Raw genomic sequence first — 22567 nt, 5'->3', positions numbered from 1 at the left:
CAGTCGCGTCAGCGGTTTTCGCGCCGTTGGTCGCCCCCGGAAAAACCTCGGAAATTCCTCAAGGCCGTGCTTTGTAAGCCCTGCGGCAAGGTGTCGCAGTATTTGTCAGCCGTTGTCGGCCAAATGGATCTCAGGTCAGTTTTCGACTAAAGGAGCACGCGGTTTCGAACCTGTGTAACTGAGCTACGCTCGTGGGATGCGGATTTCCACCCACAACAAAAAAGGAGTCAAGCATGGGATACCAGAAGATTCAGGTTCCAGCGATGGGCGAGAAAATCTTGGTGAATGATGATCACTCGCTCAATGTTCCGGACAATCCGATCATCCCGTTCATCGAAGGCGACGGAATCGGTGTGGACATCAGTCCAGTGATGATCAAAGTCGTTGACGCCGCGGTGGACAAGGCTTACGCGGGTAGGCGAAAAATCTCATGGATGGAAGTATATGCCGGTGAGAAAGCCACTCAAGTCTATGATCAGGACACTTGGCTGCCACAGGAAACCCTCGACGCGGTCAAGGAGTACGTGGTGTCAATCAAGGGGCCGTTAACAACTCCGGTAGGTGGCGGCATCCGCTCATTGAACGTTGCGCTTCGTCAGCAGCTCGATCTTTATGTCTGTTTGCGACCGGTGCGTTGGTTTGAAGGCGTGCCCAGCCCGGTGAAAAAGCCGGGCGATGTGGACATGACCATCTTTCGGGAGAACTCTGAAGACATCTATGCCGGGATCGAATGGAAGGCCGGCTCGCCCGAGGCGACCAAGGTCATCAAGTTTCTGAAAGAGGAAATGGGCGTCACCAAAATCCGTTTCGATCAGGATTGCGGCATTGGCGTGAAGCCGGTCTCGAAAGAGGGGACCCAGCGTCTGGTGCGTAAAGCCCTTCAATATATAGTGGATAACGATCGCGATTCGCTGACCATCGTTCATAAGGGCAACATCATGAAGTTTACCGAAGGCGCCTTCAAGGAGTGGGCCTATGAAGTGGCTGGCGAGGAGTTTGGCGCAACGCTGCTTGATGGCGGCCCATGGATGCAGTTCAAGAATCCAAAGACCGGCAAGAATGTCATCGTCAAGGACGCCATCGCCGACGCCATGCTCCAGCAGATTCTGTTGCGGCCAGCGGAATATGATGTGATCGCGACGCTCAATCTCAACGGCGACTACCTGTCTGATGCACTGGCGGCGGAGGTGGGAGGCATAGGTATTGCGCCAGGAGCCAATTTGTCCGACACCGTCGCAATGTTCGAGGCAACGCACGGCACGGCACCCAAATATGCAGGCAAGGATCAGGTCAACCCTGGATCGCTGATTTTGTCCGCGGAAATGATGCTGCGGCACATGGGGTGGACCGAAGCTGCAGATTTGATCATTAAAGGGACCAACGGCGCGATTTCAGCAAAAACAGTCACCTATGATTTCGAGCGGCTGATGGACGGCGCGACGCTGGTGTCGTCATCAGGCTTTGGTGAGGCGCTGATTTCGCACATGTAGGTGCAGGTAACATATTGCAAACGAAAAAAAGCCGGTCAGTCCGAGGTATGAGCTGACCGGCTTTTCAGGTCTCGCGCTTGAACGGTCCGGCTCAGGCGTGATCTTTCTGCTGCGCTTGCTGCGTGTGTGGCTCTTGGTTCACTGCGTGGGGTGCTGATTCAGTGGCCGAAGCTATCTCCACCGCATGCAGCCCTTTAGGCCCTTGGATGATTTCAAATTTGACCGGTTGGCCCGCTTTCAGCGTTTTGTAACCGTCCATCTTGATAGCCGAGTAATGGGCAAACAAATCCTCTGTCTTGCCATCCTCGACGATGAACCCATAACCCTTGGCATTGTTGAACCACTTGACCTTACCGCTTGCCATAGTCACATCCCTCTGCAAAGGACTCCGTTGGGAGTATCATCCACCTCATCCGCCGGACCTAAAAAATTTTGGTTGACTGCGCGGACCCTTTTTACCCAATGTGGGTTCTATTGTTTGTAACACCGATTAGCCGATAGTCAAGGTCACGCGGCGGTCCAGTTGAAAACCGGTCAGACTGCGACTACTTATTTCAAATCGTCCCCTACGAACCTTTCTTTACCATGCATGCAATCAGCAAGATTCGACTAACATTCAATCAGGATGATCCGCAGTCCCATGAGGATGACGCGGCGGGTGTCGCAGTTCAGGATGCCAAGCCGACATTGCAGGTGCCACCGATGTATAAGGTGGTTTTGTTCAACGACGATTACACGCCGATGGATTTTGTGGTTGAAGTCCTCGAGGTGTTTTTCAACCTGAATCGTGAGCTGGCGACCAAGGTCATGCTGGCCGTCCATACAGAGGGACGGGCAGTGTGTGGATTGTTTACCCGCGACATCGCCGAGACCAAGGCAATGCAGGTCAACCAATACGCCAGGGAAAGCCAGCATCCGCTACTCTGTGAGATCGAGAAGGACGGTTAACGCCGGACACTTGGGTATGAGGTGAAGCTATGTTAAACCGTGAGCTCGAAGTCACTCTCAATTTGGCTTTCAAGGAGGCCCGCTCCAAACGTCATGAATTCATGACCGTGGAGCACCTTCTGCTGGCTCTATTGGACAACGAAGCTGCAGCCACCGTACTGCGTGCCTGCGGCGCCAACCTCGATAAACTCAAGCATGACCTGCAGGAGTTCATCGACTCCACGACACCGCTGATCCCCGTTCATGACGAGGATCGTGAAACCCAGCCAACCCTGGGCTTCCAGCGCGTACTGCAACGTGCTGTCTTCCACGTACAGAGCTCCGGCAAGCGCGAAGTCACCGGCGCCAATGTGCTTGTCGCTATTTTCAGTGAGCAGGAAAGTCAGGCAGTGTTTCTGCTCAAACAGCAGAGCGTTGCCCGGATCGATGTCGTTAATTACATCGCTCATGGCATTTCCAAAGTGCCTGGGCACGGTGATCATTCTGAAGGTGAGCAAGATATGCAGGACGATGAGGGCGGTGAGTCTTCTTCTTCAGGCAATCCTCTGGATGCCTATGCCAGCAACCTGAATGAACTGGCCCGTCAGGGCCGCATCGACCCGTTGGTGGGGCGTGAGCTTGAAGTTGAGCGTGTCGCTCAGATCCTCGCGCGTCGCCGCAAGAACAACCCGTTGTTGGTGGGTGAGGCCGGTGTGGGTAAAACGGCTATTGCCGAAGGTCTTGCCAAACGCATCGTTGATAACCAGGTTCCAGACCTTCTGCTGAGCAGCGTCGTTTACTCGCTGGATCTGGGCGCATTGTTGGCCGGTACCAAATATCGCGGCGATTTCGAGAAGCGTTTCAAAGCACTCCTTGGGGAGCTGAAAAAACGGCCGCACGCCATTTTGTTCATCGATGAGATCCATACCATCATCGGTGCGGGCGCGGCGTCGGGCGGGGTGATGGATGCCTCCAACTTGCTCAAACCGCTGCTGTCGTCGGGTGATATTCGTTGCATCGGTTCGACTACGTTCCAGGAATTCCGTGGGATCTTCGAAAAAGACCGCGCCCTGGCGCGTCGCTTCCAGAAAGTCGATGTGTCCGAGCCTTCGGTAGAGGACACCATTGGCATCCTGCGCGGCCTGAAAGGGCGCTTCGAGCAGCACCACAATATCGAGTACAGCGACGAAGCGCTACGCGCGGCGGCAGAGCTGGCCTCGCGCTACATCAATGATCGGCACATGCCGGACAAAGCTATCGATGTGATCGACGAAGCGGGTGCCTATCAGCGTCTGCAGCCAGTGGAGAAGCGCGTCAAGCGCATCGAAGTGGCTCAAGTTGAAGACATCGTGGCGAAAATCGCGCGTATTCCGCCAAAACACGTCAACAGCTCCGACAAGGAACTGCTGCGTAACCTTGAGCGCGACCTCAAGCTCACCGTGTTTGGTCAGGATGCGGCGATTGACTCTCTGTCGACTGCAATCAAGCTGTCGCGTGCGGGCCTGAAGTCTCCTGACAAGCCAGTGGGGTCATTCCTGTTTGCAGGTCCTACCGGTGTTGGTAAAACCGAAGCGGCACGCCAGTTGGCGAAGGCGCTGGGTATCGAGTTGGTGCGATTCGATATGTCCGAGTACATGGAGCGTCACACTGTGTCGCGACTGATCGGTGCGCCGCCGGGCTATGTCGGTTTTGATCAGGGTGGTCTATTGACCGAAGCCATCACCAAGCAGCCGCACTGCGTGTTGTTGCTCGATGAGATCGAAAAAGCGCACCCGGAAGTCTTCAACCTGCTGCTGCAGGTGATGGATCACGGGACCCTGACGGACAACAACGGACGCAAGGCGGATTTTCGCAATGTGATCGTGATCATGACCACCAACGCCGGTGCCGAAACGGCTGCTCGTGCTTCGATCGGCTTCACGCATCAGGATCACTCGTCTGATGCCATGGAAGTCATCAAGAAGAGCTTCACGCCGGAATTCCGCAACCGTCTGGACACCATCATCCAGTTTGGTCGCCTCAGTCATGAGGTCATCAAAAGTGTGGTGGACAAGTTCCTTACCGAACTCCAGGCGCAACTGGAAGACAAGCGTGTATTGCTGGAAGTCAGCGACGCCGCTCGCGGATGGTTGGCAGAAGGTGGTTACGACGCGCAGATGGGCGCTCGTCCAATGGCGCGTCTGATCCAGGACAAGATCAAGCGTCCGCTGGCTGAAGAGATACTCTTCGGCGAACTGTCCGAGCACGGCGGTGTTGTACACATTGACTTGAAGGATGGCGAAATCACTTTCGATTTCGAGACCGCTGCGGAACTGGCCTGACGCTTGATGAGGTTGTTTCTGCCTGATCGTTGATCAGGCAGGGGCAATTTTTGGAGTTGTGATGGTTTTCCCAACAGCCACAAACAAAAACGCCCGGCAGATGCCGGGCGTTTTTGTTAAGACCTGTTTATCGGGCGCGGTATGTGATGCGCCCTTTGCTCAAGTCGTAGGGCGTCAGCTCAACACGAACCTTGTCACCGGTAAGAATACGAATGTAGTTCTTGCGCATCTTGCCGGAGATATGCGCGGTTACGACGTGCCCATTTTCCAACTCCACACGGAACATGGTGTTGGGCAGGGTGTCGACGACAGTGCCTTCCATTTCGAAGCTGTCTTCTTTCGACATGCAGTAAAGCCCTCGGTATCCAATGAATGGCCCGGTGCAACTGGCAGCCAGGCAAAAGCGGGCTGCATTGTGCCCGAAAACTGAGGTTTAAGCCAAGGGCTTCAGTAAAGAGTGACCCATCTTTGGTTCGTAAGCAGCTCAATGGGCCGATATTGCGTCTTGTAATTCATCTTTTTGCAGTTTTTTATCCAGTAACCCAGGTACACCGCGTGCAGTTCCAGGCGGGCCGCTTCAGCGATCTGCCAGAGAATGGCGTAACGCCCCAGGCTGCGGCGTTCTTCAGAGGGTTCATAAAAGGTATAAACCGCGGAAAGACCGTTCGGCAGAAGATCGGTAACCGCCACCGCGAGCAGGCGTCCCTGAACACGAAATTCATAAAAACGTGAAAAAGGCAGGTCGCGAACCAGAAAGGTCGAAAATTGATCGCGGCTGGGTGGATACATGTCACCGTCGGCGTGACGCTGGTCAATGTAGCGCTTATAGAGGTCGAAATACTCTTCGCTGAAATGTGGCTTGGTGCTGATCACTTCGATATCGGAATTGCGTTTGAATATGCGCTTCTGCTGACGGTTCGGCTCGAACAATCCCACAGGGATGCGTGCTGGTACGCAAGCACTGCAATTTTGGCAATGCGGACGGTAAAGGTGGTCGCCACTGCGACGAAAGCCCATATCGGACAGGTCGGCATAGACCTGAACGTCCATCGGCTGACTGGGGTCGAGAAACAGCGTGGTCGCCTGCTCTTCGGGCAAGTAGCTGCAGGAATGGGGTTGAGTGGCATAAAACTTAAGCCGCGCCAGCTCGGTCATGATCAACCCTCGAGAAAAACTTTAGGTAAGAGTGTATGCCAGGCGAGTCAAACTCGCCTAGGTAGCCAGTCGGCGCAATTGGTCAGGTCAAGGTGTTGGCGAAGGTAATCGGCGAACGTTGAGCGGGGGATCGAGCGTGCGCCCAGGCTTTGCAGGTGCTGGGTCGGCATCTGGCAGTCGATGAGGACGAAACCCCACGCCTTCAGGTGCGCGACCAGTGTCGCAAAGCCGACTTTGGATGCATTGTCGGCGCGGCTAAACATCGACTCGCCAAAAAACAATTGCCCCATCGCCAACCCGTAGAGCCCTCCGACCAGGACGTCTGCGTCCCAGACTTCGACACTGTGGGCCAATCCGCGCTGATGCAATTGCACATACGCGGCTTGCATCGAGTCGGTGATCCAGGTGCCATCCGCATAGGCGCGGGGTGCGGCGCAGGCCTGAATCACGGCGGCGAAGTCCTTATCGAACGTCACTTGATAGCGCTGTTGGCGCAGCAGTTTGCCCAGGCTTCGGGATACATGCAGTTCGTCTGGCAGCAAGACAGTGCGCGGGTCAGGGGACCACCAAAGAATGGGCTGGCCTTCTTGAAACCATGGAAAGCAGCCATGACGATAGGCCTGAATCAGACGGTCGGCCGATAGGTCACCGCCTGCTGCAAGCAATCCATTGGGATCGCGCATGGCCTTTTCCAGGGGCGGGAAACTGAGATTATCGCGTTGTAACCAGGTCAGCATGGCATCCAGACTTTACGAAAGGGGAGGGTGGTTGGAGTCGGTATTGCAACTCTGTGGCAGGAATGCGGTCACACGCGGACGTAAATGATGGCGATTTGGTTGCCTGTGATGCCTGGAGTAAGCGCAAGCAGGTTGCAATCGTAAGCCAGTTGCGTCGCGATGATAAAAACACGTCATAAGCCTTTGTCACTAAAGAGAATGCGTGCTCAAATTGCCCGTTGTCGCCTACGCTTGAACATATGCGTTGCGCAAGCGAGACTAGGGCTGTACGAAAAGTCAGCGAGCGAAGATCAGGCAAGGCAAAAACAGGCGGGCAACGGCCGGGGTCGCGCACGACTTTAGGGGCCTAAATGAACATTACGAGCCTGTTTTTAACGCAGCATGATCAAGTGCAGCCACTTTACGTACAGAGCCTAACGTGGCATGCGGCGTGCAACCCCGTACAATGTCCGACGTTGTTTAACCTCATTTCAAGTCATCTGTCGAGCGGGTGTTCAACATTGTTGTGCTCTCGCGACCGGCAGGGATCGGTCAGTACCATTTCGTCAATGCAGTCGTTCATAGTCAACCATCAGATGTTCGCGCTAGCGCGCAGGAATTGAAGCGTTTTGAAGAAATCCACCGCAGCATCCAGTCCCGTTCCGCTTTGGCGGCAGCATTTGCACTACCGGCTCAAGGAAGGTGCGCTGATCGCTTTTGGCGCGCTGTGCCTGTACTTGATGATGGCCCTGTTGACCTACGATCAGACCGATCCTGGCTGGAGTCATACCAGCAGTTCCCTTCAAGTGCAGAACGCGGCAGGCCGCGCGGGGGCATTCTCCGCCGATATACTGTTCATGGTGCTGGGCTATTTTGCCTACATCTTCCCGTTATTGTTGGCCGTCAAGGCCTATCAGGTGTTCCGTCAGCGGCATGAGCCGTGGCAGTGGAGCGGTTGGCTGTTTTCCTGGCGCATGATCGGTCTGGTGTTCCTGATTCTTGCGGGCGCAGCGCTGGCCCATATTCACTTTCATTCTGCTGCGGGCCTGCCGGGCTCTGCGGGCGGGGTCCTGGGTGAAGTACTGGGCGATCTGGCCAAGCGCGCGCTGAATATTCAGGGCAGCACGTTGTTGTTCATCGCGCTGTTCCTGTTCGGCTTGACGGTGTTTACCGATCTGTCTTGGTTCAAGGTCATGGACACCACCGGCAAGATCACCCTCGACCTGTTCGAACTGTTTCAGGGGGCGATGAATCGTTGGTGGAGCGCGCGTACCGAACGTAAACAGATGGTGGCGCAACTGCGTGAAGTTGATTCACGAATCGACGAGGTGGTCGCCCCGATAGCGCCAGATCGTCGTGAGCAGGCCAGGGCCAAGGAACGCTTGATCGAACGCGAGCAGGCGTTGAGCAAGCACATGGCAGAGCGCGAGAAGCACGTGCCAGCGGTGATCGCGCCGGCGCCAGCCAAGGCGCCAGAGCCAAGCAAGCGTGTGCTGAAGGAAAAACAAGCCCCGTTGTTCGTCGACAGCGCGGTAGAAGGCACCTTGCCGCCGATCTCGATTCTCGATCCCGCCGAAAAGAAACAGCTCAACTACTCGCCCGAATCGTTGGCAGCGGTGGGCCATTTGCTGGAAATCAAGCTCAAGGAGTTTGGTGTCGAAGTCTCGGTAGACTCGATCCATCCGGGCCCGGTGATTACCCGTTACGAAATCCAGCCAGCAGCAGGCGTCAAGGTCAGCCGTATTTCCAACCTGGCGAAAGATCTGGCGCGCTCGCTGGCGGTAACCAGTGTGCGGGTGGTTGAAGTGATTCCCGGAAAGACCACCGTCGGTATCGAGATTCCCAACGAAGACCGCCAGATCGTACGTTTCTCCGAAGTACTGTCGACCCCGGAATACGATGATGCCAAGTCGCCAGTCACCTTGGCCCTTGGTCACGACATCGGTGGTAAGCCGGTCATCACTGACCTGGCAAAAATGCCTCACCTGCTGGTGGCCGGTACCACCGGTTCCGGTAAGTCGGTCGGTGTGAACGCAATGATCCTGTCGATCCTGTTCAAGTCAGGCCCCGAAGATGCCAAGCTGATCATGATCGACCCGAAAATGCTTGAGCTGTCGATCTACGAAGGCATCCCGCATCTGCTGTGCCCGGTAGTCACCGACATGAAGGACGCCGCCAACGCATTGCGCTGGTCGGTGGCCGAGATGGAGCGTCGCTACAAGCTCATGGCGAAGATGGGCGTGCGCAACCTCTCGGGCTTCAATCATAAGGTCAAAGAGGCGCAGGATGCCGGCACGCCGCTGGTCGATCCGCTGTACAAGCGCGAAAGCATTCACGACGAAGCACCGTTGTTGACCAAACTGCCGACCATCGTCGTGGTCGTCGATGAGTTCGCCGACATGATGATGATCGTCGGCAAAAAGGTTGAGGAGCTGATCGCGCGTATTGCCCAGAAAGCCCGTGCCGCCGGTATTCACCTGATCCTCGCGACCCAGCGTCCGTCGGTGGACGTGATCACTGGTCTGATCAAGGCCAACATTCCAACGCGCATGGCGTTTCAGGTATCGAGCAAAATCGATTCCCGGACCATCATCGATCAGGGTGGCGCCGAACAATTGCTTGGCCACGGTGACATGCTCTACATGCCGCCTGGCACCAGCCTGCCGATCCGTGTCCACGGTGCGTTTGTTTCCGATGACGAGGTTCATCGTGTGGTAGAGGCCTGGAAGCTGCGCGGTACGCCGGATTACAACGAAGATATTCTTGCGGGTGTCGAAGAGCCGGGTAGCGGCTTCGATGGCGGCGGTAGCGGCGGTGATGGCGAAGACAGCGAGAGTGATGCGCTGTATGACGAAGCGGTCAAGTTCGTCCTCGAAAGCCGCCGTGCCTCGATTTCTGCGGTACAGCGCAAGCTCAAGATCGGCTACAACCGTGCCGCTCGCATGATTGAAGCCATGGAAATGGCGGGTGTCGTGACGTCCATGAACACCAATGGCTCGCGTGAAGTGATTGCTCCAGCCCCGATGCGTGACTGATCGACGCCAACGCGTCACGATTGACCTGCTGGCGCGACATGCGCCATCAGCAATTAACTGAATTCAATGAGGACTCCCATGCGTCTTATCCGCATGTTGTTGGTATCTGCACTGGCTTTTTCCGCTGTTTCGGCTCACGCCGATAGCAAGGATGTAGCGCGCCTGACTCAATTGCTTGAGACCTCCAAGACTCTAACCGGACGCTTCTCGCAGTTGACCCTCGACGGTGGCGGCACTCAGTTGCAGGAGACGTCGGGCGAAATGACCTTGCAGCGTCCGGGGCTGTTCAACTGGCACACCGACGCGCCCCAAGAACAACTGATGGTCTCCGATGGCAAGAAAGTCTCGCTGTGGGACCCGGATTTGGAGCAGGTCACGATCAAAACGCTGGACCAGCGCCTGACCCAGACGCCCGCGCTGCTGTTGTCCGGTGACGTGTCGAAGATCAGCGAAAGCTTCGACATCACCGCGAAAGAAGCGGGCGGGGTGATCGACTTTGTGCTCAAGCCCAAATCCAAGGACACTTTGTTCGACAGCCTTAGACTGTCGTTTCGCAACGGCGTGATCAACGACATGCAGTTGATCGACAGTGTCGGCCAGCGCACCAATATCCTGTTCACCGGCGTCAAGGCTAACGAGCCTGTGGCGGCGAGCAAGTTCCAGTTCCAGATTCCGAAAGGCGCTGACGTCATTCAGGAATAAATCAGGCTGAAGAGGGCCTATCGTCGTCCATGGATCTATTCAGCAGTGAACCGATCGCTCAACCCTTGGCCGCCCGCCTGCGCGCGACCAATCTGGACGAGTACGTTGGTCAGCAGCATTTGCTCGCTCCCGGTAAGCCTCTGCGCGAGGCACTGGAGCAAGGAGTGCTGCATTCGATGATTTTCTGGGGGCCGCCAGGGGTGGGTAAAACCACACTGGCGCGCTTGCTGGCGAAAGTCTCGGACGCGCATTTTGAAACAGTTTCGGCAGTGCTGGCCGGGGTCAAGGAAATCCGTCAGGCAGTCGAGATCGCCAAGCAGCAGGCTGGGCAATATGGGCGCCGTACCATTCTGTTCGTCGACGAAGTACACCGCTTCAACAAATCGCAGCAGGACGCGTTTCTGCCTTATGTCGAGGACGGTACGCTGATCTTCATCGGCGCTACCACTGAAAACCCCTCCTTCGAGCTGAATAACGCGCTGCTGTCCAGGGCGCGCGTTTACGTGCTTAAGAGTCTCGACGAAGCGGCTTTGCGCAAGCTGGTGGACCGCGCGCTGAGCGAAGAGCGCGGTTTGGGCAAGCGTCACCTGACTCTCGGCGATGAGAATTTCAAGATTCTGCTGGCGGCCGCCGACGGTGATGGACGTCGCTTGCTCAACCTGCTGGAAAACGCATCCGATCTGGCTGAAGACGGTACAGAGATTGACGTCGAGCTATTGCAGAGCCTGTTGGGTGACAGCCGCCGCCGTTTCGATAAGGGCGGCGAAGCGTTTTACGATCAGATTTCCGCGCTGCACAAATCGATTCGCGGCTCCAACCCCGATGCCGCGCTGTACTGGTTTGCGCGGATGATCGACGGCGGTTGCGACCCGCTGTATCTGGCCCGTCGCGTGGTGCGCATGGCCAGTGAAGACATTGGCAATGCCGACCCGCGCGCGCTGCCGCTGTGCATGTCGGCGTGGGATGTTCAGGAGCGCCTTGGTAGCCCTGAAGGCGAGCTGGCGGTAGCTCAAGCCATTGTCTATCTGGCTTGTGCCCCCAAGAGTAATGCGGTGTACATGGGTTTTAAGGCCGCGATGCGCGAAGCCACCGAACACGGCTCGCTGGAAGTCCCGCTGCATCTGCGCAATGCGCCCACCAAGCTGATGAAACAACTGGGTTATGGCGAAGAGTATCGTTATGCCCATGACGAACCCGATGCCTATGCTGCGGGTGAAGATTATTTCCCTGACGAGCTTGAGCCGCGTCAGTACTATCAGCCTGTCCCGCGTGGTCTCGAATTGAAGATCGGCGAAAAGCTCAAGCATTTGGCGGCTCTGGATCGCGCGAGCCCTCGCAAGCGGAGAAAATAATGATTCCATTGATTCTTGCTGTGTCCGTTGGCGGCGTGGCTGGTACATTATTGCGCTTCGCTACCGGCAATCTGGTGGTGGCGAACTGGCCACGTCACTTTTATACCGCGACGCTCGCCGTTAATATCGTCGGCTGCCTGTTGATCGGCGCGCTTTACGGGTTGTTTCTGATTCGTCCGGAAGTGCCAATAGAGCTTCGCGCAGGATTGATGGTGGGCTTTTTAGGTGGCCTGACGACGTTTTCGTCCTTCTCACTGGACACGATTCGTCTGCTGGAAAGCGGTCAGGCACCAATGGCAATAGGCTACGCGTTGATCAGCGTACTCGGCGGGCTGCTTGCAACGTGGGCAGGCCTGTCTTTGACCCGAATTTTATAAACGAGAGAACGATATGCTCGATTCCAAACTGTTACGTACCCAACTTCAGGACGTAGCGGATCGCCTGGCTTCCCGTGGTTTCACATTGGACGTGGCCCGCATCGAAGCGCTGGAAAATCAGCGCAAGACGGTGCAGACCCGCACCGAGCAGCTTCAGGCCGAGCGTAACGCGCGTTCCAAATCCATTGGCCAGGCCAAGCAACGCGGCGAAGACATCGCGCCGCTGATGGCCGATATTGACCGTATGGCCGAAGAACTGAGCACGGGCAAGAAAGAGCTGGACGCTATTCAGTTCGAGCTCGACGCCATGCTGCTGAGCATGCCAAACCTGCCGCACGAATCGGTGCCGGTCGGCGCGGATGAAGAAGAAAACGTCGAAGTCCGCAAGTGGGGCATGCCGACTTCGTTCGATTTCGACGTCAAGGATCACGTGGCTCTGGGCGAGAAGTACGGCTGGCTGGACTTTGAAACCGCCGCCAAATTGTCGGGCGCCCGCTTTGCCTTGCTGCGCGGCCCGATAGCGCGACTGCACCGTGCGCTGGCGCAGTTCATGCTTAACCTGCACATCACCGAACATGGTTACGAAGAGGCTTACACCCCTTATCTGGTGCAGGCGCCAGCGCTGCAAGGCACTGGGCAACTGCCCAAGTTCGAAGAGGACCTGTTCAAGATCTCCCGCGAAGGCGAAGCGGATCTTTATTTGATCCCAACCGCTGAAGTGTCGCTGACCAATATCGTTGCGGGCGAGATTCTCGATGCCAAACAACTGCCGATCAAGTTTGTCGCGCACACGCCGTGTTTCCGTAGCGAGGCAGGCGCATCGGGTCGTGATACCCGTGGCATGATTCGTCAACATCAGTTCGACAAGGTCGAGATGGTACAGATCGTCGAGCCGCAAACATCCATGCAAGCGCTGGAGGGCCTGACCGCCAACGCTGAGCGCGTCCTGCAATTGCTTGAGTTGCCTTATCGCGTGCTGGCGTTGTGTACCGGCGACATGGGTTTCAGTGCGGTGAAGACCTACGACCTGGAAGTGTGGATTCCGAGCCAGGACAAGTACCGCGAGATTTCCTCGTGCTCCAACTGTGGTGATTTCCAGGCGCGTCGTATGCAGGCCCGCTGGCGCAACCCGGAAACCGGCAAGCCTGAACTGGTTCACACCCTGAACGGCTCGGGTCTGGCAGTAGGCCGTACCTTGGTGGCTGTGTTGGAAAACTATCAGCAGGCTGACGGCTCTATCCGCGTACCTGAGGTGCTCAAACCTTGGATGGGCGGTATCGAGGTCATCGGCTAAATGGAATTTCTGCCACTGTTCCATAACCTTCGGGGCGGCCGTGTGCTGGTCGTTGGCGGCGGCGAGATTGCTCTGCGCAAATCTCGTCTGCTGGCCGACGCTGGTGCTGTCCTGAGAGTGGTTGCACCCGAAATTGGAGCAGAGCTGCGCGAGTTGATCGACAGCAGCAGTGGCGAGGAGATTCTGCGTGGTTACCACGAGTCCGATCTGGACGGTTGCCAGCTCATCATCGCTGCTACGGACGACGAAGCCCTCAACGCGCAGGTATCGCACGATGCTCGCAAGCGTTGTGTGCCGGTCAATGTGGTGGATGCACCTGCCTTGTGCAGTGTGATTTTCCCGGCGATAGTCGACCGTTCACCATTGGTGATCGCCGTGTCCAGTGGCGGCGATGCGCCGGTCCTGGCGCGGTTGATTCGCGCCAAGATCGAAACCTGGATTCCGCCAACTTACGGGCATCTTGCCGGTCTGGCGGCGCGCTTTCGTCATCAGATCAAGCACCTGTTTCCAAACGTCCAGCAGCGCCGGGCGTTTTGGGAGGACGTATTTCAAGGGCCCATTGCTGAACGGCAACTGGCCGGGCAGGGCGCTGAAGCTGAGCGTTTGCTACAGGCGAAGATTGACGGAGATGCGCCAAGCGCTCTGGGTGAGGTCTATCTTGTGGGCGCGGGCCCAGGCGACCCAGACCTGTTGACTTTCAGAGCGTTACGCCTGATGCAGCAAGCCGACGTGGTGCTGTACGACCGCTTGGTGGCGCCAGCGATTCTCGAACTGTGCCGGCGCGATGCAGACCGGGTGTATGTCGGCAAGCAGCGCGCCGATCACGCTTTGCCGCAAGATCAGATCAACCAGCAATTGGTGACGCTCGCCAAGCAAGGCAAGCGTGTCCTGAGATTGAAAGGTGGCGATCCGTTTATCTTCGGCCGTGGTGGCGAAGAGATTCAAGAGCTGGCAGCCCACGGTATTCCGTTTCAGGTGGTGCCCGGCATCACGGCGGCCAGTGGTTGTGCGGCCTACGCGGGGATTCCACTGACGCATCGCGATTACGCACAGTCCGTGCGCTTCGTGACCGGCCATTTGAAAGATGGCACCACGGATTTGCCGTGGAATGATCTGGTGTCTCCGGCGCAAACACTGGTGTTCTACATGGGCTTGATTGGTTTGCCGATCATCTGTGCCGAACTGATCAAGCACGGCCGCTCGGCAGACACGCCTGCGGCGCTGATCCAGCAAGGCACGACGGCCAATCAGCGTGTGTTTACCGGGACGCTGGCGAATTTGCCACAACTGGTGGCGGAGCATGAAGTCCATGCCCCGACGCTGGTAATCGTGGGCGAAGTCGTGACGCTAAGGGACAAGCTGGCTTGGTTCGAAGGGGCTCAGGCGAGCGTTTGACTGTCGCGGTGGCGCTTGCCTCTGTAAGCGCCACCTTGTTGGCGAGGCGGCTTCAGGTGTTGAACCCAAGAGGTCGCATCGCGAACAAGTTCGTTCTTACAGGCTTAAGCGTTTAGCCAAATACCTCGACCGCTCAATCGCCCGCGATCATGGGCAGCATTCAAATCCTGCTTCGGCCCTTTGGGCACAATGCCGGTCGGGTTGATGGTGCTGTGGCTGGCGTAGTAGTGATGCTTGATGTGGTAGAAGTCCACTGTCTCGGCTACACCCGGCCATTGATACAGTTCGTGTAGCCAGTTGCTCAGGTTTGGGTAGTCAATGATTCGCCGCAGGTTGCACTTGAAGTGGCCGTGATAGACCGCATCGAAGCGAACGATGGTGGTGAACAGTCGAATATCCGCTTCAGTCAGGTATTCACCTGTCAGATAGCGCTGTTCCCCCAACAGCGTTTCCAATGCATCGAGCTCAGCAAACACATCGTCAAACGCCTGCTCATAAGCCCCTTGAGACGTGGCGAAACCTGCGCGATAGACGCCATTATTCACCGCTGGATAAATGCGTTCATTCAACTGATCGATCGATATTTGCAAGGCTTCGGGGTACAGATCCAGGCGATTGCCGGTCAAGTCATCGAATGCCGAATTGAACATGCGGATGATTTCGGCGGATTCGTTGCTGACGATACGCTGCAGTTTCTTGTCCCATAGCAGCGGCACCGTCACACGGCCGGTGTAATCCGGGGTGTCTGCAAGGTAGCGTTGATACAGAAAATCATGCCCATCTAGCGGGTCGCCACTGGCGCCGTTCTCGATGTCGAAGGTCCAGCCATTTTCACGCATTAGCCAACTGACGATGGAGACGTCGATCAGGCTTTCCAGTCCTTTGAGCTTGCGAAAGATCAGTGTGCGGTGCGCCCATGGGCAGGCCAGCGAGACGTACAAGTGATATCGACCGGCCTGGGCCTTGAAACCGCCTTCACCCGACGGCCCTGGTCTGCCGTCGGCAGTGATCCAGTTCCGGCGCTTGGCCTGCTCACGTTGAAATGTCCCATCTTTGCCACTTTCATACCACTGGTCATGCCAGCGCCCTTCGACGAGAAGGCCCATGTCTGACTCCAAAATTTTGTACCTGCGTACGTTGGAGAGCAGTTTAAAGTGATTCGTTCGAAGGAATAACGCAAAGGATAGGGGGTAATGATCGGCTAGATAGATGTATTGCGGTTCGCCCAGAACTGCTCAGCCTTTTCGAAGGCCTGTTCGCGGCTCAATCCCAGACCTTTGAGCGCCAGTGCAATGGTCGAGATCAGCGCCAACTGCGGATAACTGTCTTGCACTTCACCTTTCCATAAAGCGACGAGTTGCAAAGGATCGAGCATCGCCGGTTTTACGTGTCGCCGGTCTGACAGCGCTGGCCATTCCTCGTCCCATGGTTGCCCATCGGTGGTGCCATAGAGATGGCTGGCGGCGTCTGGGTTGATCTCGACTTCGCCACCATCGCCCTTGATCACAATGGCGTGGTCGCCGAGTAGTCCACTGGCGTCGCGATGCACGGCCTGATAACCGGGGTGAAAAATACTCTGCAAGCCACAGCGCGCGCCCAGCGGATTGAGGATTCTTGCCAATGAGTGGATTGGCGAGCGCAGTCCCAAGGTGTTTCGCAGGTCGATCATGCGTTGTAGTTGAGGCGCCCAGTCAACCAGCGGGATAAATGCCAGATGATGCTGTTCGAGCGCCTCGCCGACGGCCTGCCAGTTTCGGCACAACGGTATACCCAGTAACTCCAGCAGTTGCTCGCTGTAGAGGCGCCCCGCAGTGTGCGCGCCGCCACCGTGCATCAGCACCCGCACACCGTTTTGCGACAGGCATTTCGCCGCGAGAAGGTACCAGGGCAGATGACGTTTCTTGCCCGCGTAGGTCGGCCAATCGATATCGACCTGTAGCGGTGGCGCGTCAAGACGCTCTCGCACGGCCTCTGTGAATCCGGCCAGCTCTTCGGCGCTTTCTTCTTTATGACGCAACAACATCAGAAAGGCGCCGAGTTGCGTGTCTTCGACCTTTTCGTCGAGCACCATGCCCATGGCTTCACGGGCTTCGGCGCGGGTCATGTTGCGCGCGCCGCGTTTGCCCTTGCCAAGGATGCGCACGAAGGGAGCAAAGGGGTGTTCGGCGGGTGTTTCGGTGACGAGTGCTGTGGGGGCGTTCATAGGCAATTGGTCGGCTTGGGCAGGCCCGCCAGCTTGGCGGCGAGTTTGGCGGGAGTGCCGTTGAACAGATGATTGAGGTGCATGCTGTTGCCTTTGTCCTTGCCCAGTTTCAACGCCGCGTATTTCACCAGTGGACGGGTGGCAGGCGACAGCTGAAATTCGACGTAGAACGCACGCAGTAATTCGAGGATTTCCCAGTGTTCGGGAGTCAGGACGATGTCTTCTTCGATAGCCAGAGACTCGGCGACTGCATTTGACCAGTCGTGTAGGTCTTCAAGGTAACCGTCCTTGTCCAGCGCGATCGTGCGGCCGTCAACGATGAGCTGCTTCATAGCCAGGTGTTGACCTTGTCGAACTGGATCGACAGTTCGACGAATCCTGGGTAATCCACCGCGTTCACCCCACTCGGCACCGAGAGGTTGCGGGCCTTGATGTCCTCTTCCAGTACGAACAACTTTAGATCGTCGATCCGGGCTTCCAGCGCATGTAACGGTACGCTGGAGGGCAGAAGGGCATAAGTTGCGTCGCCACAGAGCAGGATGGCGTCCTGGGGGCCGAGCAGGCGTAGACAGCTGGTCAGCCGAGTGTCAGTGAACGGGGAGTGAGAAAGAACGTGCAAAGTGGACATCAGATCGTGATCACTTGGTCGTAGCGGTCAATGAGTGCTGAGATTGCGTTGTCATCAAGCAATCCGATGGGGTCGACATTCAAGTCCTTTGGGCGCATGCCTCGCTCCATCAAGCTGGTAGCACAGACAAAGAGGTCTTCCACGCCGAATATCTCCAATGCCTTCAGGTTGGCAGTCAGGTCTTTCTGTTGCAATTGCCCGGCGCTTTGGTCAGGCACGAGCTGAAACACGCCGTCATCAAGAAACAGCAGGCCAACGGGTAAGTCGTAGGCGCCACCGGCCAGTACGATGTCCAGTGCTTCACGCGCGCTGAGACCAGACCACGGCGCCTGTCGGCTGATGATCAATAACGATTTCGCCATCTCAAGGCCCTCCGAAGCAAATCAGTCGGTCAGCCGATTGCACGGCATCATGCAACTGTCCCAGTCCCGATAACTCCCACGGCGCAGGCAGATTGGCCGCTGGCCGCTCATAGCGTTGGGCTTCGTCTTCATTCAATACGCCACGTCGCAGGGCGGCGGCGATGCAGACTACGGCATCGAGTTGATGTTGTGTCACGAACGCTCGCCATTGGGCGGAGATATCCTGCTCGTCCTGCGGCGCCACGACATTGGCCGAAGCGCTATGGACGCCGTCCTGATAGAAAAACAGCCGAACGATCTCATGCCCACTGGCCAGCACGGCTTGGGCGAATAACAGAGCTCGACGCGAGGAGGGCGCGTGGGCAGCGGAATAAAGGGCAATGGCGAACTTCATGGTCGGCTCTGTCAACGTGCTGGCAAGGGTGAATAGGCGCAATGATAAAGAATTCACGATCACGAGACAGCAAAAAGCCCGCCGAAGCGGGCTTTTTGTTGATCTGCGGTCAGTGATCAGTCATTGCGACTCATGATGCCGAAGATCTGCAACAAACTGATGAACAGGTTGTAGATCGAGACATACAGGCTGATGGTGGCCATGATGTAGTTACGTTCGCCGCCCTGGATGATGGCGCTGGTCTGGAACAGAATGGCGGCCGAGGAGAACAATACGAAACCGGCACTTATCGCCAGTTGCAGGCCGCTGATCTGGAAGAACAGGCTAACCAGCACCGCACCCATCAGGACGAAGAAGCCAGCGGTGATGAAACCACCGAGGAAGCTCATGTCTTTACGGGTGATCAGTACGTAAGCCGACAGACCACCGAATACCAGAGCCGTCATGGCAAATGCCGAGCTGACGACTTCAGCGCCGCCCTGCATGCCCAGGTAGCGGTTCAGGATCGGGCCAAGGATGAAACCCATGAAGCCGGTGAGGGCAAAGGCCGAAACAATGCCCCAGGCCGAATCACGAAGTTTATTGGTAAGGAAAAACAGACCGTAAAAACCGATCAGCACTACGAACACGTTTGGATAACGGACGTTCATTTGCTGAGCGACGAAGGCCATGACACCACTGAAAGCAAGGGTCAGGGCCAAAAGGCCGTACGTATTGCGCAGGACGCGGCTAACCTCTAGCTGCTCGACCTGCACGCGGTTATTGACTGCGTAATCCTGTTCGCGCATGGCGCTACTCCTGATGGTTGAAATGTGAAGTTGCAAAGATCATAACAGAGGTGCTGATACAGGGTAGTCGGAGAGTTTGACAGCGTGTTTCATTCGGGTATTATGGCGCCCGCAACGCACTGGCCGGCATGGTCAGAACACGGGAAATTGGCAGAGTGGTTGAATGCACCGGTCTTGAAAACCGGCGAACGTTAATAGCGTTCCCAGGGTTCGAATCCCTGGTTTCCCGCCAACATTCACGACAAGGCCCTGATTATTCAGGGCTTTGTCGTTTCTGGCGTTTGACGATTATTTTGGTTTTATTGCAATCGTTTCCGCATCATTTGCAATCGTTTCCGCAACTACCCCGTTTTTGCCTCAGCGAGTTGGCTTCACAATCTCTCCGACGCGTCGATAAACAAGCTCGGTTATACGCTTGTCGGTATGCCCCAAAAGCCGACTTGCATCGCCCAGATCCAAGATTTCGCTTGCTGCCTTGGGCCGGATGTCCCGGAATTGAAACTTGCGGATGCTTACCGCAAGCGTCTCGTCCAGTTTCTCTTTGGCATTGATCACCGCGTACTTGCGTGCATCGTCAAAACGTAGGCGCAGCATCGGCTTGGTCACCTGACGACCATCATCGGTGATGATCAGGTAGGGGTTTCGAACGTTGCGCACACGACGCTGCTTTATAAGCCGCTCGATCAGGACGCCCAACTGGTTAAGCTCGTTGTTGGCTGTCAGGCGTATGCGTAGTTTCTTCGACGTCTTACCTTGGGCTACCTGGAGAAACTCACCGACCACATCGGCCTCTCGCATCGACAGCACGTCAGCCGGACGCTGGCCTGTAAGGTACGCCAAGTCCATCGCGTCCCTCAGCTCAAGCACCGCAACGCTGTAAACTGAATTCCATATTTCCTCGGTCGCGTAAAAGTCTCTCGGCGCCTCCTTGTTCTTACGGACGCCGGCGGCGGGGTTATTTTCTGTCAGACCCCACTCGCGTGCGATGTTGTAGATGTGTGATAGCAGAGATATCTCGCGATTGCCTCTGACTTTGGCGGATCTGCTATCCCGATATTGAGCAATGATCTGAGGGGTCACCGCATCGATAGGTGCATCAGTGAACACCTTGCGCAGTTGCTTCAAGCACAGGTAATTGTCGCTTTGCGTCTTGATGCCTTTGCCTGGAATGATTTCGCGCTCGTACCGATCAAAGACCTCGCCCAGTAGCGAGAGCTTCTTCGGTATAGGCTTGCAGTCGAGTTTCGCCCATTCTGCTTTTGCGATGTCCAAGTCACCACCGAGCGGAACTTCAACCCGCTTCCCGTTCTCATCCCTCCCGTCGTAGTAATAGCCTACCCACTGCTTACCGCTTTTCAGCGTACGTACACGCCTGATCATTCGCGGCGGCAGATCTCTGTTTGTCGCCTTCTTTATCCGCATCTGTTCATCCCACTCGCGACAGATCTAAGGTCCAGGCCTCGGCCGCGACGTTCTCAGATGAGGGCTTGACGCCCGCCAGCTTCATCCGGGCATACACCCGTCCCACAACAGGCCGTCTGGCCCGTGTGAGCACGTATTTCCATCCGTTCTGGTCGAGCCAAGCAATCTGCCTGGACGGGATCACGTAGCCGGTTATCGCCATCAGGTCCTCCTCGGCAAGCGTCTCGCTATGCGCCTCCACGGCTTTAGTCAGGCGTCCACTATTCATGCCGCCTCCGCTGAATCGCAAAGCCCATATGCAGAACTGCAGGCCGTCGCATCGGTTGCGATCATCAAGTCGTACTGGATGCCGCCTCGGGCTGTTTTGGACCACTCCACCGCTTGGCGAATGCTCGCGATTTCCATGACCTCGAGCGCTGTCATGGCTGCGATTGAGCCTTTAGGGTGTTTGGCTTTGGAGCCAGCAAAGAATGTAGCCGCACCGCGCTTGCTTGCCTTTTGAACGAGTTGCTCCCAGCGGTCGATCCGGTCGACGGCCTCTGGAAACCGCAGGGCGATTTCGCGAAGTTCATCTTTGCGGCAGTTGATGCAAGGCATGCAGCCGACGCGGCCCATACCTTGGGAATAAAGCGGGTTGGGTTTGATACCCATATATTTATGGGCCTCGAACACGGCAGGGATATCCCACTTCAAGATCGGCCGGTAGTTGAATAAACCGCCACCCACTTCGTTACACTCGGGCAGATAGCGGCGGTTGAGTGACTCATCTGCTCGAATCCCTTGCCAGCTGAGAACCATATCGCCGGTACCCATCAACGGGACAACGACCTGCTCCAGCATGGGGTCGCGTTTCAGTTCCATTGTGCAGAACTGCGCCTTTCGGCTGGGAAATCTGCATTTCCAGATGCACAGATCAAGGAACGGGTTGCCGGTAGGTTGCAGCACGTCGAGGGCAGCCAACACTGTGGATTCTGCGATGCCCTGTTCGCGCCATTTTGTTTCGATGAACCGACGCTTGCCTACGATGCGCTGGGTGAAATCAGCACGCACGCGGGTAATGCCCACGCCAGTTGCTTCCTCCAGGTAGTCGAGATAGCGATAGGTCTGTTCATGCTCGTTGCCAGTGTCGGCAAACACCGCCGTCAGGTTTGTAGTGTCCAGAGCGAGGGCGACCAGCAGTGTTGCTGTGCTGTCCTTGCCGCCGCTCACGCTAACGATGTTGTGAGTGGTCATGCGGCCTCCTTCATTGCACTCGAAACACACCACGGATCATTCGCTCGAGCCAGCGCAGCCATCGGCGGCGGGCTGACGCTGTTACCGCACATGTGGACCTGCTTGGTTTTGGTGAATGGTTTGCCATCTGCTCCGTGCGTGATGATGTAATCGGGCGGGAACCCTTGAGCCCGGTACAGCTCTGCCGGTTGCAGCATTCGCAGACGGATATCAACGATCACATAGGGCGTGCCCTTCACCATAACCGTCACCAAGCCCAGGCGATCTTTGGTGGTGATCGTTGGCGCTGGCTTGTCGCAACCGCTCATGTTCTCGGTGCCGTAATAGCTGATCAGGAACGCAGCAACGCGGAGCGCTCCAGCTTCGTCATCCGGCGACAGTTCCATACTCACCAATGAGCTCTTACCGCCACCACCCGCTGTGACCGTCGGTGCGGGCTCGTCGATACTCTGGCCGATGCTGGCGCCGAACTGGCGCTCCATGAATGCCGTCATCAGGCCATGGTGGGTGCCGCCTGCGCTGATCGTGTGCAACGGATCAGCGACCGCACGAGCGTCACAGTTGCCGCGTAAGTGCAGCAGGCTTGCGGTGACCAGTTGCTGCTGACTACCGGTGTTGGTCACGGTGGTCATCGGGTCTTCGATGTCCTTGGCGTGCGTGGTGTTGAATCCACCATTGGCTTGAATCATCACAGCAGCGCTGATGGACTGGCCGCCGCCGCTCGCCGTTACGGTACCTATCGGACCATAGATGTCGTTGACTCCGTGGCTACG

General features: G+C 56.6%; 24 protein-coding genes and 1 tRNA gene. 10 read left to right on the top strand and 15 right to left on the bottom strand.

What is annotated here, in order from left to right:
* Positions 1–233: 233 nt before the first annotated feature.
* Complete coding sequence (gene icd / locus VGC62_RS23130) at positions 234–1490, top strand: NADP-dependent isocitrate dehydrogenase (protein WP_331189403.1); 1257 nt, start codon at positions 234–236, stop codon at positions 1488–1490.
* Positions 1491–1581: 91 nt separating this feature from the next.
* Here icd and cspD read toward each other — a convergent pair whose 3' ends face one another.
* Positions 1582–1854, bottom strand: coding sequence for a cold shock domain-containing protein CspD (gene cspD / locus VGC62_RS23125; protein WP_331189402.1), 273 nt, complete (start codon positions 1852–1854; stop codon positions 1582–1584).
* A 221-nt stretch (positions 1855–2075) separates the two neighbouring features.
* On the opposite strand from cspD, the gene clpS reads away from it, so the two are divergent.
* Complete coding sequence (gene clpS, locus VGC62_RS23120; RefSeq protein WP_331189401.1) at positions 2076–2438, top strand: ATP-dependent Clp protease adapter ClpS; 363 nt, start codon at positions 2076–2078, stop codon at positions 2436–2438.
* A 29-nt stretch (positions 2439–2467) separates the two neighbouring features.
* Complete coding sequence (gene clpA, locus VGC62_RS23115; RefSeq protein ID WP_331189400.1) at positions 2468–4738, top strand: ATP-dependent Clp protease ATP-binding subunit ClpA; 2271 nt, start codon at positions 2468–2470, stop codon at positions 4736–4738.
* Positions 4739–4865: 127 nt separating this feature from the next.
* Here clpA and infA read toward each other — a convergent pair whose 3' ends face one another.
* The 3 genes from infA to aat all read right to left on the bottom strand — a co-directional run bounded on the left by infA (position 4866) and on the right by aat (position 6630).
* Entirely contained in the window at positions 4866–5084 is a 219-nt protein-coding gene (gene infA, locus VGC62_RS23110; RefSeq protein WP_002553999.1) for a translation initiation factor IF-1, read from the bottom strand.
* Positions 5085–5185: 101 nt separating this feature from the next.
* On the bottom strand, positions 5186–5893 hold the full coding sequence (locus tag VGC62_RS23105; protein WP_331189399.1) for an arginyltransferase: 708 nt from the start codon (positions 5891–5893) through the stop codon (positions 5186–5188).
* 47 nt (positions 5894–5940) lie between these two features.
* Positions 5941–6630 (bottom strand): leucyl/phenylalanyl-tRNA--protein transferase, encoded by a 690-nt coding sequence (gene aat, locus VGC62_RS23100; protein ID WP_331189398.1) that lies wholly within the window; start codon positions 6628–6630, stop codon positions 5941–5943.
* 608 nt (positions 6631–7238) lie between these two features.
* On the opposite strand from aat, the gene ftsK reads away from it, so the two are divergent.
* From ftsK to cysG, 6 genes are all read left to right on the top strand, one after another.
* A complete protein-coding gene (gene ftsK / locus VGC62_RS23095) occupies positions 7239–9644 on the top strand; it encodes a DNA translocase FtsK (protein ID WP_331189397.1) in 2406 nt (801 codons plus the stop codon).
* A gap of 78 nt (positions 9645–9722) precedes the next feature.
* Positions 9723–10346: an outer membrane lipoprotein chaperone LolA gene (lolA, locus tag VGC62_RS23090; protein ID WP_331189396.1), complete on the top strand. Its 624-nt coding sequence runs from the start codon at positions 9723–9725 to the stop codon at positions 10344–10346.
* A 29-nt stretch (positions 10347–10375) separates the two neighbouring features.
* The gene (locus tag VGC62_RS23085; RefSeq protein ID WP_331189395.1) at positions 10376–11698 is read left to right on the top strand and encodes a replication-associated recombination protein A; all 1323 of its coding nucleotides are present in this window, start codon (positions 10376–10378) and stop codon (positions 11696–11698) included.
* On the top strand, positions 11698–12075 hold the full coding sequence (gene crcB / locus VGC62_RS23080) for a fluoride efflux transporter CrcB (RefSeq protein ID WP_331189394.1): 378 nt from the start codon (positions 11698–11700) through the stop codon (positions 12073–12075). The genes VGC62_RS23085 and crcB overlap by 1 nt, the downstream gene beginning before the upstream one ends.
* 13 nt (positions 12076–12088) lie before the next feature.
* On the top strand, positions 12089–13369 hold the full coding sequence (serS, locus tag VGC62_RS23075) for a serine--tRNA ligase (protein ID WP_331189393.1): 1281 nt from the start codon (positions 12089–12091) through the stop codon (positions 13367–13369).
* Positions 13370–14764, top strand: a complete 1395-nt coding sequence (cysG, locus tag VGC62_RS23070; protein ID WP_331189392.1) for a siroheme synthase CysG — start codon at positions 13370–13372, stop codon at positions 14762–14764.
* Between the two features lie 104 nt (positions 14765–14868).
* Here cysG and VGC62_RS23065 read toward each other — a convergent pair whose 3' ends face one another.
* From VGC62_RS23065 to VGC62_RS23035, 7 genes are all read right to left on the bottom strand, one after another.
* The gene (locus VGC62_RS23065; protein WP_331189391.1) at positions 14869–15870 is read right to left on the bottom strand and encodes a glutathione S-transferase family protein; all 1002 of its coding nucleotides are present in this window, start codon (positions 15868–15870) and stop codon (positions 14869–14871) included.
* 95 nt (positions 15871–15965) lie between these two features.
* A complete protein-coding gene (locus VGC62_RS23060; RefSeq protein WP_331189390.1) occupies positions 15966–16967 on the bottom strand; it encodes a glycosyl transferase family protein in 1002 nt (333 codons plus the stop codon).
* Positions 16964–17299 carry a TusE/DsrC/DsvC family sulfur relay protein gene (locus tag VGC62_RS23055; RefSeq protein WP_331189389.1) on the bottom strand — a complete coding sequence of 112 codons (336 nt, stop codon included), beginning with the start codon at positions 17297–17299 and terminating at the stop codon, positions 16964–16966. The genes VGC62_RS23060 and VGC62_RS23055 overlap by 4 nt, the downstream gene beginning before the upstream one ends.
* A complete protein-coding gene (tusB, locus tag VGC62_RS23050; RefSeq protein WP_331189388.1) occupies positions 17296–17595 on the bottom strand; it encodes a sulfurtransferase complex subunit TusB in 300 nt (99 codons plus the stop codon). Before tusB ends, VGC62_RS23055 begins: the two co-directional genes overlap by 4 nt.
* Positions 17595–17957 carry a sulfurtransferase complex subunit TusC gene (gene tusC, locus VGC62_RS23045; protein ID WP_331189387.1) on the bottom strand — a complete coding sequence of 121 codons (363 nt, stop codon included), beginning with the start codon at positions 17955–17957 and terminating at the stop codon, positions 17595–17597. Before tusC ends, tusB begins: the two co-directional genes overlap by 1 nt.
* A 1-nt stretch (position 17958) precedes the next feature.
* Entirely contained in the window at positions 17959–18351 is a 393-nt protein-coding gene (gene tusD, locus VGC62_RS23040; RefSeq protein WP_331189386.1) for a sulfurtransferase complex subunit TusD, read from the bottom strand.
* Positions 18352–18467: 116 nt separating this feature from the next.
* Positions 18468–19139 carry a Bax inhibitor-1/YccA family protein gene (locus tag VGC62_RS23035; RefSeq protein WP_331189385.1) on the bottom strand — a complete coding sequence of 224 codons (672 nt, stop codon included), beginning with the start codon at positions 19137–19139 and terminating at the stop codon, positions 18468–18470.
* Positions 19140–19280: 141 nt separating this feature from the next.
* On the opposite strand from VGC62_RS23035, the gene VGC62_RS23030 reads away from it, so the two are divergent.
* Positions 19281–19371 (top strand) — tRNA-Ser (locus tag VGC62_RS23030).
* Between the two features lie 125 nt (positions 19372–19496).
* Here VGC62_RS23030 and VGC62_RS23025 read toward each other — a convergent pair.
* The 4 genes from VGC62_RS23025 to VGC62_RS23010 form a co-directional block, all read right to left on the bottom strand.
* Positions 19497–20561, bottom strand: a complete 1065-nt coding sequence (locus VGC62_RS23025; protein WP_331189384.1) for a tyrosine-type recombinase/integrase — start codon at positions 20559–20561, stop codon at positions 19497–19499.
* Between the two features lie 4 nt (positions 20562–20565).
* The gene (locus tag VGC62_RS23020; protein ID WP_331189412.1) at positions 20566–20802 is read right to left on the bottom strand and encodes a DUF4224 domain-containing protein; all 237 of its coding nucleotides are present in this window, start codon (positions 20800–20802) and stop codon (positions 20566–20568) included.
* A 23-nt stretch (positions 20803–20825) separates the two neighbouring features.
* On the bottom strand, positions 20826–21794 hold the full coding sequence (locus VGC62_RS23015) for a phosphoadenosine phosphosulfate reductase family protein (RefSeq protein WP_331189383.1): 969 nt from the start codon (positions 21792–21794) through the stop codon (positions 20826–20828).
* On the bottom strand, positions 21791–22567 hold a 777-nt coding region (locus VGC62_RS23010), incomplete at its 5' end, for a DNA cytosine methyltransferase (protein WP_331189382.1). The genes VGC62_RS23015 and VGC62_RS23010, both read right to left, overlap by 4 nt.

Source organism: Pseudomonas sp. (genome assembly GCF_036404235.1).
Classification (GTDB): domain Bacteria; phylum Pseudomonadota; class Gammaproteobacteria; order Pseudomonadales; family Pseudomonadaceae; genus Aquipseudomonas.
Note: the sequence above shows the minus strand (reverse complement) of the source record. Positions and strands in the feature narration are given on the sequence as shown.